At 64.4% G+C, this 13,702-nt stretch carries 9 protein-coding genes; 8 read left to right on the top strand and 1 reads right to left on the bottom strand.

Annotated features, from left to right (window positions below; all coding sequences use genetic code 11):
- Positions 1-5 precede the first annotated feature (5 nt).
- The 8 genes from BBTA_RS26230 to BBTA_RS26195 all read left to right on the top strand — a co-directional run bounded on the left by BBTA_RS26230 (position 6) and on the right by BBTA_RS26195 (position 12,294).
- Positions 6-2,435: an NF038122 family metalloprotease gene (locus BBTA_RS26230; protein ID WP_012045531.1), complete on the top strand. Its 2,430-nt coding sequence runs from the start codon at positions 6-8 to the stop codon at positions 2,433-2,435.
- A gap of 387 nt (positions 2,436-2,822) precedes the next feature.
- A complete protein-coding gene (gene murJ, locus BBTA_RS26225) occupies positions 2,823-4,352 on the top strand; it encodes a murein biosynthesis integral membrane protein MurJ (RefSeq protein WP_012045530.1) in 1,530 nt (509 codons plus the stop codon).
- A 177-nt stretch (positions 4,353-4,529) separates the two neighbouring features.
- Positions 4,530-4,865: a DUF2946 family protein gene (locus BBTA_RS26220; RefSeq protein WP_148221504.1), complete on the top strand. Its 336-nt coding sequence runs from the start codon at positions 4,530-4,532 to the stop codon at positions 4,863-4,865.
- Between the two features lie 40 nt (positions 4,866-4,905).
- Positions 4,906-7,089, top strand: a complete 2,184-nt coding sequence (locus BBTA_RS26215; RefSeq protein WP_012045528.1) for a TonB-dependent receptor — start codon at positions 4,906-4,908, stop codon at positions 7,087-7,089.
- Between the two features lie 55 nt (positions 7,090-7,144).
- Positions 7,145-8,110 (top strand): DUF1775 domain-containing protein, encoded by a 966-nt coding sequence (locus BBTA_RS26210; protein WP_012045527.1) that lies wholly within the window; start codon positions 7,145-7,147, stop codon positions 8,108-8,110.
- Between the two features lie 182 nt (positions 8,111-8,292).
- Positions 8,293-10,602 (top strand): xanthine dehydrogenase family protein molybdopterin-binding subunit, encoded by a 2,310-nt coding sequence (locus BBTA_RS26205; RefSeq protein WP_012045526.1) that lies wholly within the window; start codon positions 8,293-8,295, stop codon positions 10,600-10,602.
- Positions 10,603-10,731: 129 nt separating this feature from the next.
- Positions 10,732-11,181 carry a cytochrome c gene (locus BBTA_RS26200; protein WP_012045525.1) on the top strand — a complete coding sequence of 150 codons (450 nt, stop codon included), beginning with the start codon at positions 10,732-10,734 and terminating at the stop codon, positions 11,179-11,181.
- 192 nt (positions 11,182-11,373) lie between these two features.
- Positions 11,374-12,294, top strand: a complete 921-nt coding sequence (locus BBTA_RS26195) for a cytochrome c (RefSeq protein ID WP_012045524.1) — start codon at positions 11,374-11,376, stop codon at positions 12,292-12,294.
- Between the two features lie 43 nt (positions 12,295-12,337).
- Here the strand turns inward: BBTA_RS26195 and BBTA_RS26190 are convergent, their stop codons facing one another.
- Entirely contained in the window at positions 12,338-13,498 is a 1,161-nt protein-coding gene (locus BBTA_RS26190) for an ABC transporter substrate-binding protein (protein ID WP_012045523.1), read from the bottom strand.
- Positions 13,499-13,702 lie beyond the last annotated feature (204 nt).

Here is a 13,702-nt window from a genome sequence, read left to right as displayed (position 1 = left end):
CACGAATGAATCTCGTCCTCAATTATGAAAGTTCCGCTCTTGCGGCTCCGCAGAGCTTCAGGGACGCGATGCAGACTGCGGCCAACATTCTGGACGTAGAAATCCTCGACAACATCACAGTTACAATTCTTGTCGGGTACGGCGATTGGAACAACGGCGCGTTCACAACCAAAAAGGGACAAGCGCTCGGCGGATCTTTGGACGACCTTTTCGTTAATTATTCGGATCTGAGGTCCGCGCTCGCAGCCCACGAGACCTCGGTGCTCGATCAGTCGGTCGTGAACTCATTGCCGAACACGTCGACCATCGATAACCACTATGCTTTTGGCGTAAGCTCTGCGGTTGCGAAAGCTTTGGGTCTGATGTCGCCAACGGCCTCCGTCATAGATGGAGCCGTCGGCTTTGATCCCTCGATTCCGACCAATCTGCTGGTCGGCGCCGCTCTGCACGAGTTGACCCATGCGATGGGACGGGAGCCCAGTTCTGGCGTATCTGGTTCCGGCGCCGCAATTGCCGCAGGTACTTTTGATTTTGTACGTTTCACGAGTGCGGGCAACCACCTTTATTCGACAGACGGCACGGCGGTCCCCGCCTATTTCTCGATCGATGGCGGGAACACGAAGCTGGCCGATTTCGGTCAGACCTCGGATTCGAGCGATTTTCTGAATAGCGGCGTGCAGGGACCGAACGATCCCTTCAACGAGTTTGGCAATTCGAAAACAATCCAGTCGCTCACTGCGGTGGATAGGGAAGTGCTCGATGCGATCGGCTTCAACACGACGCCTGCTATTCTTCAGACCGATGGATCAACGAGCCTTGCTCAAGGTGGGAACCACTACCTGCTGATTAGTGGCAGCACCGAATCCGGGCTCATGTACAGTGGCGCGCCAGTTACCGCGGGCCAGTTCGGCAGCATCAGTCCGATCGGTGCGGTTCAGACCGCGAACGGCTACGACATCGCCTGGAAGGTTCCCGGCAACAATGAGTTCACGTTCTGGTCGACAGATATCAACGGCAACTACACCTCGAACCTTTCAGGCTTGGTGTCGGGCAACAGTTTCGCAGTCGAGCAGTTTGAGACCGTCTTCGGTCAGGACCTGAACGGCGATGGTACAGTCGGCGTTACGTCATCGCTGATCCAGACCGCCGGGTCGACCAGCCTGCTGGCGATCGCGGACAATTACTATATCTACACCCATGGTTCGGGGCCTGAACTGAACTACGGCGGTGCCCCGGTGGTCGCCGGCGAGTTCGGCAATATCAATCCTATTGGAGCGATCGCGACCTCCAACGGCTATGAGATCGTCTGGCAGATTCCCGGCACCACAGAGTTCACTTTCTGGACGGTCGACACGAACGGCAACTACGTCGGAAACATCACTGGCTTGGTGCACGGGACCGCCTTCCTGGTCGAGTCGGCGGAAGCTGCCTTCGGCCGGGACCTGAATGGCGACGGCAGCACTGGTGTCACGTCATCGGTGATTCAGACCGATGTAGCGACCAGCCTGCTGGCGATCGCCGACAACTATTACATGTACATCAACGGATCGGGGCCCGAGTTGAAATATTCCGGCGCTCCCGTGGTTGTCGGCGAGTTCGGCAGTATTGCTCCCGTTGGAGCGATTCAGACCGCGAACGGCTACGACATCGCCTGGAAGATCCCAGGCACCAACGAGTTCACGTTCTGGTCGACGGATAGTAACGGCAACTATACCGGCAATTTGACGGACCTCGTATCCGGGACGAGCGCCGTCGCCGAACAATTCGAGACGATCTTCCACCAGGACCTCAACGGCGACGGCGTGATTGGCGTGCCGAGCAGTTCCAGCGTCGCAAGCTCGGCGACCTTCACGCCTGTTTCAGGGTCATCAGCGGACGTGACGCTCAAAGGAACGAACCCTCCGGTTACGCCGTCTGCGTTGAGCGCTGTTATCGTCGGAAACGGCTCCGCGGGGGCCGATCAGATCGAGCTTCGCGGCCTCGACTCTAGTAAGGCTCACTCCACCTTCGACAATTCCTCCGGTACACTTTCCGTGACCGACGGCTTGACCACGGCGTCTCTCCATGTCCTCGGCCTGTATTCGCAGGACAGCTTCCATTTCGCGAGTGACGGCAACGGCGGAACGCTGATCGCTGTCGCGCCATCTTCTGGGCCGACCGGAGCCGCAAGCCAGGTCGCCGACTCGACCGCGCACGACACGTTCGTGTTCGCACCGAATTTCGGTCAGGTCATCCTTGCGAACTTTGCGCCCGCAACGGATACTCTTCAATTCAGCAAAACCGTATTTTCGGACGTCACCGCACTGCTGGCAGCAACACATGATGATGCACTCGGCAACGCCGTGATGACAGACGCCGCGCACGATACGATCACGCTGCAGCATGTCACGACCGCGCAATTGTTCGCGCATCAGAGCGACTTTTATTTTGCATAGAAGATCGCTGGCTCGGTCCGAATTGGCGGGTCCCGGTTCTCCGGTCTCTCGGGCGCGGTCGAGCGCGGCCACGGACAGTCGTCGTCGGCCGCGAGCGCGCCAGGGATTGCTTTCGCCTTGGCCCTGCGGGTTGAGGAAGCCCGTCAGCAGCCTTTCCCCGCTCGGTTTGAGGGCTCATTGGGAACGAGCGGCGCCGCAAACATCGGTCGAGCTCGATATTGCGTTCCCCGAAGCTGACATAGGCGCGGGCCATGCTCCAAATGGGGTGGCCTCTTCAGCCAAGGCCGCCCGCGGGAGCCGCGGGCTCGTTGCCACACTCTCGCCGCAAGCCGGACCAGCCCACGTTCTCTGCTTCAAACTCCCCGCCCAATGCTCTAGAAGCCCCCCATGCTTGGACGGATCTTCACGGTTGGTGGCTATACGCTGCTGTCGCGGCTCACCGGCTTTGCCCGCGACATCATGCTGGCGGCGATACTTGGCGCCGGGCCGGTGGCGGACGCGTTTTTCATTGCGTTCCGGCTGCCGAACCATTTTCGGGCGATCTTTGCCGAGGGCGCGTTCAACGCCGCTTTCGTGCCGGCCTATGCGCATGTCCATGGCGAGAAGGGGCCGGCACAGGCCGGCCTGTTTGCCGACCGCATCTTCACTTTGCTGCTGGCCTCGCAAATCGTGCTGCTGATCCTGGCCTGGGCCTTCATGCCGCAGGCCATGACGGTCCTGGCGCCTGGCTTCACCGACGATCCGGCACAGCGCGAGCTTGCCATCACGCTCACCCGCATCACCTTTCCCTATCTGCTCTTGATCACGCTGGTGACGCTGTATGGCGGCATGCTCAACGTGATGCAGCGCTTCGCCAGCGCCGCGGCGGCCTCGATCTTCCTCAACCTCGCGATGATGGCGACCCTGGCGCTGGCAGCGTTCTTCCCCGGCGTGGGCCATGCCGCGGCCTGGGGCGTGCTGATCTCGGGCTTCCTGCAGTATTTTCTGCTCGCCGGCGATCTCGCCCGCCATGGCGGTCTGCCGCGCTTTGCGTCGCTCAAGCTCGACGACGACATCCGCGCCTTCTTCCGCGCGCTGGGACCGGCCACGTTGGGCTCGATGGGCACGCAGGTCGCGATGTTCGCCGACACCATCATCGCGACGTTCCTCCCCGCCGGCGCGATCTCGGCGTTGTATTATGCCGACCGTCTCAACCAGCTGCCGATCGGCGTGATCGGCATTGCCATCGGCACCGTGCTGCTGCCGGAAATGTCGCGGCGGCTGACGGCTAATGACCACGAAGGCGCCATGGAGCAGCAGCGCCGCGCCTTCGAGTTCACGCTGTTGTTCTCGGTGCCGTTCGTGGCCGCCTTCCTCGCCGTGCCCGATGTCATCACCCGCGCGATGTTCGCGCGCGGCGCCTTCACCAAGGGCGATGCCGCTGCGGCCGGGGCAACGCTGGCCGCCTATGCCGTCGGCCTCATTCCCTTCGTGATGATCCGCAGCGCGGTCTCGACCTTCTATGCCCGCAAGGACACCGCGACGCCGGTCAAGGCGTCGCTGACCGGCCTCACCGTCAACGTGCTGCTCAAAGTGCTGCTGATGGGGACCTTGGCCCAGGTCGGGCTGGCCCTGGCGACGGCGGTCGGCGCCTGGATCAATCTGCTGTTGGTGCTCGGATTCGCGGTGCACAAGGGCTATCTGCGGTTCGACCGGCGGCTCACCTCGTCGCTGCTGAAATTCGCCGTGACCGGCCTCGTGCTCGCCGCGGCCCTGTGGTCGACGGCCTTCTTCGCGGCGCCTCATCTCGCATTTCTGGGCCGCCTGCAGGACGAGGCCGTGCTCGGCCTGCTGATCGCGGCCGGCGCCGTCATCTATGCCGGAGCGATCCTCGCATTGTTCGGTCCGCGCTGGCTCAAGGCGCTGGTGCGGCGCTGATCAGACGGCGTCGTGTGGCGCCGACGGTGGCCGCCGCGCGAACTCATCAGAAACCACGCGCGTCGTTGTTGCCGGCTTGCGCGTGCGCAGCGCGCCGAATATGGTCCCCGGTGGGGAGATCGGTGTGTGAGACGACGGCGACACAATGTAGCGTGGGCGAGGAGGGCGGTCAGCATCATGGCCGCCTATCTGATCGCGCTGCAGATGGTGCTCGCCGGCGCGATGTCGGCGCAAATGGCCGCGGCGGCCTCCAGCGATCTCGGCGTCATCTGTACGGATGCGCAAGGCGGCACGACGCATGATCCAAGCGCGCCGGCCTCAGCCGTTCTCCACAAGGATTTCTGCGCCGTTTGTGCCTTTGCCGCCCATGCCGCGCCTGTACCGACAGCGGCCGCGGAAACGCTGGCGCGCAGCGCCGCGGAATTGCGGCTCGCCACCTTCGTGGCCTGGGCCGCGCGCGACTCCCGCCTCCGTGAACCGCGACTGTCGCAAGGACCTCCCGCGAACGCCTGATTGAATTTTCCATCAGGTTTCGTTCGTCCAGAGGTTCATCATGTCCCGTTCCGTAACCGCGCTGTGCGCGGCGACGTGCTTTGTCACGTTGTCTTCTCCATGTTTCGCCCAGGCCCAGCAGGCCCCGACGCTTCCGACGGTCACCGTCGACCCGGTCAAGCGCACCGCCGCGCGCCCCGCCAGACCCGCCACCGATCGACCCGCGCCGGGCCCGCGGGTGCCGCGGGTGGGGGCCGCGCCGCAGACCGCGGCCGCTGGTCCTGCTGGCCCCGCGGGTTCGGCGCCGAGCCTGACCGCGCCGACCACGCAAACCGCGACGCAGCGCATCCAGCAGACGCCGGGCGCGGTCGCCGTCGTGCCCGACACCTCGTTCAGGAATGCTCCGGCTCAGACCATCAAAGATGTGCTCGACTACGTGCCCGGCGTGTTCGCGCAGCCGAAATGGGGCGACGACACACGGCTGTCGATTCGCGGCTCCGGCCTGTCGCGCAATTTCCATCTGCGCGGCACCCAGCTCTATCTCGACGGCATTCCGATCAACACCGCCGACGGCTATGGCGACTTCCAGGAGATCGACCCGACCGCCTACCGCTATGTCGAGGTCTATAAGGGCGCCAATGCGCTGCGCTACGGCGCCAATTCGCTCGGCGGCGCGGTCAATTTCGTGACGCCGACGGGGCGCGACGCGTCCGCGTTCGACAGCCGGCTCGACGGCGGCGCCTTCGGCTATCTGCGCGGGCAGGCCTCGACTGGCGGCGTCAGCGGCCCGCTCGATTACTTCGTCACCGGCTCGGCCTCGCGCACGGATGGCTATCGCGATCATAGCTGGGGCACGGCCGAGCGCGGCAGCGCCAATGTCGGCTATCAGGTCTCGCCGGATTTCGAGACCCGCTTCTATCTGAATGCCAACTCGGTGCGGCAGCGCATCCCGGGCGAGGTGACCAAGACCAGCGCGCTCAACTCGCCGCAGACCGCTGCGGCCAACAACGTCCTCAACGACTGGCAGCGCAACATCGACACGGTCCGGGTCGCCAACAAATCGACCCTCCGGCTCGACAACACCGACATCGAGTTCGGCGTGTTCGCGGTCGACCGGCATTTGATGCATCCGATCTTCCAATGGCTCGACTACCGCTATCACGACTATGGCGGCTTCGTGCGCGCCGTCGACGACCGGGAGATCGGCGGCCATCGCAACCGCTTCACGGTCGGGCTCAACATCCAGAACGGCACGACGGACGCGAATCAGTACGTCAACATCGGCGCCAACAAGGGCGCGCAGACGCTCGCGGCCGTGCAGCGTCCCGAGAACTACACCCTCTATGCAGAGAATGCATGGTACGTCACGCCCGCGGTGTCTCTGATCGCGGGGGCGCAATATCTGCATGCCGTGCGCGAGCAGCAGGTCGACTTCACGACCAATCCGGCGACGAAGTCCGGCACCAGCACCTTCGACCTGTTCAGCCCGAAGATCGGCCTGCTGTGGGATGTCGATCCGGGCTGGCAGGTGTTCGCCAACGTCTCGCGCAGCGGCGAGGCGCCGAGCTTCGGCGAGGGCAACGGCACGGCCGTTCCATTCTACAACATCAAGGCGCAGACGGCGACGACCTACGAGATCGGCACGCGCGGCCGGCGTCCCGACGTCACCTGGGACCTCGCGCTCTATCACGCCGATATCAAGAACGAGCTGCAGTGCTTCTTCTCGACGTTCGGCACCTGCAACGTCACCAATGCCGACAAGACCATGCATCAGGGCGTCGAGGCCGGGCTCGGCATCAGCCTGTTCAAGGGATTGGCCGTCAACAGCGATACGCCCGACCGGGTCTGGCTCAATCTGGCCTATACGTACAGCGACTTCCGCTACAGCAATGATGCGACCTGGGGCAACAACCGCCTGCCTGGCGCGCCGCCGCACTTCCTGCGCGCGGAGCTGCTCTACAAGCATCCCGCCGGCTTCGCCGTCGGCCCGAATGTCGAATGGGTGCCGGAGTCCTATTTCGTCGACAGCGCCAACACGCTGAAGACAGAGCCCTATCTGTTGTGGGGCCTGAAGGCGACCTACGACGATGGCAAGCATTTTTCGGCCTATCTCGAGGGCCGCAACCTCGCCAACAAGGCCTACATCGCCACCACGAGCATCATTGATCGCGCGACGGCGACGTCCACTCTGTTCAATCCCGGCAACGGCCGCGGCGTCTATGCCGGCATCCGCTACAAACTGTGAGGGGCGCGCGATGCGCAATGACGAATCTCATCTGACAACTGAAAGGACATCCGTCGTGAAAGCGATGCTGGTTGGTCTCATGGCCTTGTCGGCTGCCGTGTGCGGAGCCGCGGCGCATGCCCATGTCGTGCTCGACAAATCGGAGGCGCGGATCGGCAAGTCGTTCAAGGCGGTTCTGGCCGTCCCTCATGGCTGTGACGGGTCCGCGTCGGTGCGGCTGACCGTGCAGGTGCCGGAGGGCATGATTGCGGTGAAGCCGATGCCGAAGCCGGGCTGGTCCATCGACATCAAGAAGGGCGCGTATGCGCGCGCCTACAATTTCATGCATGGCGCGCAGCTCGGCGAAGGCGTCAAGGAGATCAGCTGGAGCGGCCGCCTGGAGGATGGCTTCTATGACGAGTTCACCTTCACCGGCTATATCGCCGATGCGTTCAAGCCCGGCGATACGATGGCCTTTCCCGTGGTCCAGGAGTGCGAGACAGGCGTGGCCAAATGGGTCGAGACGGCTGCCGCCGGACAGGACCCGCATACGCTCAAATATCCGGCGCCGTTGCTGCGTCTCACTGCGGCCGATGCGCCGCGCGGCGTGTCAAAGGGCGACATCACCGTGTCCTCGGGCTGGAGCCGCGCCACGCCGGCGGGCGCCAAGGTCGGCGCCGGCTATTTCGCCATGACGAATACCGGGCGTGAGCCGGACCGCCTGGTTGCGGCCAGCAGCGATTTGGCCGAGACGGTCGAGATCCACGAGATGTCGACGCGCGACGGCGTCATGGTGATGCGGCCGCTCGATCAGGGGCTGACGATATCAGCGGGACAGACTGTCGCGTTGACGTCGGGCGGCATGCATCTGATGCTCACCGGCCTCAAGACGCCGCTCGTCGAGGGCAAAACAGTGGCCGTGACGTTGCAATTCGAGCGGGCCGGCAAAATGGCCGTGCTGCTCGACGTGCTCGCGGTCGGCGCGCAGGGACCGGGTGGTCAGCAGGGCATGGCCGGCAAGGCGGAACATGCGCAGCATTGAGTGCTGATGGCGGGGGCTCCGGGCCATGTCGAATCGGCCCGGAGCTCCGACCGCAGCGCAACATGCCGCGCGTGGCGCTGGCCGAGAGTTGACCGCGCCGCGGCGAATGACGTTTGCGCAGGCTCGCAATCCGCTGCAAGATGGCGTCAATATCGCCAAAACGAAGCGGGACGTGAAACCAGATGGCAGCTCCAATCAAGTTCGGTGTCGGACAAAGCGTTCTCCGGAAAGAGGATGACGCGCTCATCCGCGGCAAGGGCCGCTACACCGACGATCTTGCGCCGTCTGCCGCGTTGCATGCGCTGGTGCTGCGCTCGCCGCATGCGCATGCCACGTTCACCATCGATGTCGCCGCGGCGCGGCTGCTGCCCGGCGTGGCGTTGATCCTGACCGCCGAGGACACCGCTGAACTCGGCGGATTGCCGTGCCTGTTCAACCTCGAAACCGATCCGTTCACCGCGCCGCCTTATCCGATCCTGGCCAAGGAAGAGGTGCGTCACGTCGGCGATGCCATCGCCTTCGTCGTCGCCGATTCGCTCGACCATGCGCGCGACGCCATCGAGGCGATCAAGGTCGAGTGGACGACCTTGCCGGCCGTCACCGGCGTCGTCAACGCGATCAAGCCGGATGCGCCGCAGGTGTGGGCCGAGCACAAGGGCAATGTGCTGTTCGACGTCTCGATCGGCGACAAGGCGGCGGTGGACGCGGCCTTCGCCAAGGCGCACGCCGTCGCCGAGATTCGCATCGTCAATCCGCGCGTCGTGGCGAGCTTCATGGAGACCCGCGCTGCGGTCTGCGAGTACGACACCAAGCGCGACCATCTGACCCTGACGGCCGGCAGCCAGGGCAGCCATCGGCTGCGCGACATTCTCTGCCAGAACGTGCTGAAGATGCCGACCGAGAAGATGCGGGTGATCTGCCCGGATGTCGGCGGCGGCTTCGGCACGAAGCTGTTTCCCTACCGGGAATACGCGCTGCTCGCGGTGGCCGCGCGCCGCCTGCGCAAATCGGTGCGCTGGGCCGCCGATCGCTCCGAGCATTTCATGGGTGATGCGCAGGGCCGCGACAATGTCACCATCGCCCGGATGGCGCTCGCCGAGGATGGCAAGTTCCTGGCGATGGACGTCGATCTGATGGGCGACATGGGCGCCTATCTCTCGACCTTCGCGCCCTACATCCCGCATGGCGGCGCCGGCATGCTGCCGGGCCTTTACGACATCCGGGCCTTCCACTGCCGTGTACGCACGATCTTCACGCATACCGTGCCGGTCGATGCCTATCGCGGCGCCGGCCGCCCCGAGGCGGCCTATGTGATCGAGCGCCTGGTCGACGCCTGCGCGCGCAAGCTCGACATGACGGTCGATGCCGTCCGGCGCAAGAACTTCATTCCGCCGCGCGCGCTGCCCTACAAGACCGCGACCGGCAAGGTCTACGATTCCGGCGATTTCAGCGCGCATCTCAAGCGCGCGATGGAGATCGCCGAGTGGAAGGAATTTCCGAAGCGCGCCAAAGCGGCCAAGAAGCACGGGCTGATCCGCGGCATCGGGCTTGCGAGCTATGTCGAGGTCTGCGGCACCATGGGCGAGGAGACCGCCAATGTCCGGCTCGACCCGAATGGCGACGTGACCATCCTGATCGGCACGCAGTCGAGCGGGCAGGGCCATCAGACCGCCTACGCCCAGATCGTCGCCGAGCAGTTCGGCCTGCCGCCGGAGCGCATTCACATCCATCAGGGCGACACCGAGGAGATCGCGACCGGCCTCGGCACCGGCGGCTCGGCCTCGATCCCGTCGGGCGGCGTCAGCGTGCAGCGCGCCACCCATGAGCTGGGCGACAAGCTCAAGCAGATCGCCGCCGAGGCGCTTGAGGCCGGGCTCGGCGATCTCGAGATCGCCGACGGCGTGATCCGTGTCGCCGGAACCGACCGCGCGATCTCGTTCGCCGATCTGGCCAAGCGTGCTGGCGCTGATCCCGCCAAGCTCAATGGCAGCGCCACCTTCGCCAGCGCCGACGGCACCTATCCGAACGGTACCCATGTGGCGGAAGTCGAGATCGATCCCGCCACCGGCATCATCAGAATCGTCAACTACGTCATCGTCGACGATTTCGGCGTCACGCTGAATCCGCTTCTCCTGGCTGGCCAGGTGCATGGCGGCGCGGTGCAGGGGATCGGCCAGGCGCTGATGGAGCAGGTGGTCTACAGCAACTCCGACGCCCAGCTGGTCACCGGCAGCTTCATGGACTATGCGCTGCCGCGCGCCGCGGATGCGCCGTCCTTTACCTTCGAGACCCATAACGTGCCCTGCAAGACCAACCCGATGGGCGTCAAGGGCGCGGGCGAAGCGGGCGCCATCGGCTCATGTCCGGCGGTGGTCAATGCCATCGTCGAAGGGCTCTGGCGCGAGTACAAGATCGATCACATCGACATGCCGGCGACCCCCGAGCGGGTCTGGATCGCGATCCGGGAGCAGCATCGCCGTCACAGTCTCTGAGTACCCTTCCTCCGTAGCCTCTCCGATATCCGCCTCAATTCCGGAATAACCCGCGGGCTGAGGGGTTGACCGAACCGAACGATCCGTTCAGGTGGGCTGGATGGATTGTGACAACAAAGGAGCGAATTGATGAAGCGGACTGTCGTGGCAGCAGCAGCGTTGCTGCTCGGGGCCGGCGCCGTGATGGCACAGCAGGATCTGGTCAAGCAGAGCCAGGACACCATGAAGGCGAACGCCAAGAATCTCGGCGGGGTCCTGATCGCCATGGTGAAGGGCGAGAAGCCCTACGACCAGGCCGCCGTCAATGCCGCTCTGGCGCAGCTCGACGAGACCGCCAAGAAGCTGCCGACGATGTATCCGGCCAGCCTGAAGGCCGCGAAGTTCGAGGGCGATTACGGCCCGTCGCCGAAGATCTGGGAAGACCAGGCCGGCTTCAAGGCCAAGATCGAGAGCTTCGCCAAGGTCGTGACCGAGGCCAAGGCCAAGATCAAGGATCTCGACAGCCTCAAGGCGACGGCGCCGGCGATCGGCAAGGAATGTGGCGGCTGCCACGAGACCTTCCGCGTCAAGAACAGCTGATCCGACATGATATCGACCGGGGCGGACGCGGTGGCGCGTTCGCCCCGTTTGTTTGGGTGTCTCGGGCATCCTATGCTCATGGCTGCCGCATGATCCGGACGTGAAAGCCGGTCTTCCGAACAGATCGTGATCCAAGGTCCGGGACGATGCACGATTGCGCTGACGACGTCCTTTCGCCGTGACGGAGCCCCCATGCGACGACGCCTCCTGCTTGCCTTCTGTGTGCTCGGTGCCGCAGGACTTGCGACGTTCTGGTGGCTGACCCGGCCGACGACCGTCGCGCTCGCGGCGGCGACGCGCGCGCCGGATCTCGCCAACGGGCAGGAGATCTTCAACATCGGCGGCTGCGCGTCCTGCCACGCGGTGCCGAACCAGCAGGATCGTCTGAAGCTGGGGGGCGGGCTGCCGCTGGCCTCGCCGTTCGGCACATTCTATGCGCCCAACATCTCGCCGGATCCCAAAGACGGGATCGGGCGCTGGAGCGAAGCCGATTTCGTCAATGCGGTGCTGAAGGGCGTCTCGCCCGGCGGCAGTCATTATTATCCCGCGTTTCCCTATACCTCCTATGCCGGCGCCAAGATCGATGATGTCCGCGATCTCTTCGCCTATATGAAGACGCTGCCGCCGGTCGCCGGCCCGTCACGCCCGCACGATCTGCCGTTCCCGTTCAACATCCGCCGCACCGTCGGCGTCTGGAAGCTGTTGTTCTTCGCCGACAAGCCGTTTGTGGCGGACAGTGCGCGCTCGGCGGAATGGAATCGCGGCGCCTATCTGGTGAATACGTTCGGCCATTGCGCCGAATGCCACAGTCCGCGCAATCCGCTCGGCGGCATCGTCACCGCGCAGCGCTTTGCCGGCGGCCCCGACCCGGAGGGGCAGGGCTTCGTGCCGAACATCACCCAGAAGGGCCTGTCCGACTGGAGCGAAAGCGACATCAGCTATTTCCTGGAGACCGGCCAGCTGCCTGACGGAGACAGCGCCGGCGGATCGATGGCGCGCGTCATCCGCAACACGTCCCAGTTGACGCCCGACGATCGCAAGGCGATGGCGGTCTATCTGAAATCACTGCCGCCGGTCGAAGGTCCGCCGAAGCCGAAGAAGCCGGCGAACTAATCGAGCCAGTGCGGGCTTTCCGATCTTCTTCGACCAGGCCTAGCTAGATCGGCTTGAAACTGCCGTCGCTCTGGATCACCGTCAGCGTGACCTGCGGCGGATTGTCTTTGCGCGCGCTGCCGAAGTTGACGACCAGGCCGCCAATATCGAACTGCCCGACCTCGTTGATGATCCGGAGCAGATCGGCGCGGGTCGGATTGGGTCCGGTCATCGCCAGCGCTCGCGCGACCAGACGGCCGGTGATGTAGCCCTCCAGCCCGATGAAGTCGGGCGTCTGGCTCGGATCCAGGGATTTCATCGCGGCCTGATAATCTGAGACGACGCGGCGGTCGGTGTCCCACGGGAACGGAACGACCTCGGACACGATGACGCCGCGGCCCTCGGCGCCGAGCTCTTTCGCCAGTGCATTGGCGCCGACGAAGGAGACCGCCGTGAAGGTCGGATTGAAGCCACTGCGATGCGACATCTTGATGAACTCGGCGCACGGCCCGTAGGTGCCGACGAGGATCACCGCCTCAGGCTCTGCGCGACGGATCACCTTCAAGGCCGCGCCGACGGCGCGCGTGTTTCGCTCGAAGGTGCCTTCGGCCGCAAGCTCCAGGCCCCGGCGGTCGAGATGGGTCTTCACGCCCGCCAGCACGTCGCGCCCGAACGCGTCATCCTGATAGAAGATCGCGATCCGCGTCAGGCGGAGCTCTTCCGTGAGATGCTTGATCGAGGCTTCGGCCTCCGCGGCGTAGCTGGCGCGGATGTTCACGATGTTCTGGAAGTCCGGTGTCCGCAGGAACTCTGCGCCGGAGACCGGGCCGATGAAGGGCACGTCGTTGGAGGCGGCGATCGGCGCTGTCGCGATCGAGGTCGGTGTGCCCACGGCGCCGATCAGCGCGAACACCTTGTCCTCGTAGATCAACTTGATGGTCTCCACCACCGATCGATCGGGATCGTAGCCGTCGTTGCGGCTGGCGAGCTTGAGTCGTCTGCCATAGACGCCGCCTTTTGCGTTGAGCTCGTTGAAGGCGGCCAGCAGGCCCTGCCGCGCCGCCTGACCTAACGCGGCCGACGGCCCCTCCAGCGCGGCCACCTGTCCGAACAGGATGGAGTCGCTGGTGACGCCGAGCTCGTCGGCACGCGCGGCGCCGGCATGCAGCGCGCCAGCCAATAGCACGAGGGTGAGAGAACTACGGAGTTCCGAAAGCCACTTCATAGCGATGTTCAACACGCACGGGACAGACTGACCATGCCGCAACCTAACCGCTTTCAATGAAGACCTCGCTAAAGACGCATTGCGGCCTTGATCGCGTTTTCGGCGGCACTCAACAGTGAGGTGTTAACCAAGCCGCGGCGTCCGATCCCGAACGCGTGATCTTCTTTGACCGTCCTTAACTTCGAAGATGTCTCATCCGCTGGA

Source organism: Bradyrhizobium sp. BTAi1 (genome assembly GCF_000015165.1).
In the GTDB taxonomy this organism is placed as follows: domain Bacteria; phylum Pseudomonadota; class Alphaproteobacteria; order Rhizobiales; family Xanthobacteraceae; genus Bradyrhizobium; species Bradyrhizobium denitrificans.
The sequence above is the reverse complement of the archived record's forward strand: the minus strand, read 5'-3'. Positions and strand labels throughout refer to the sequence as shown.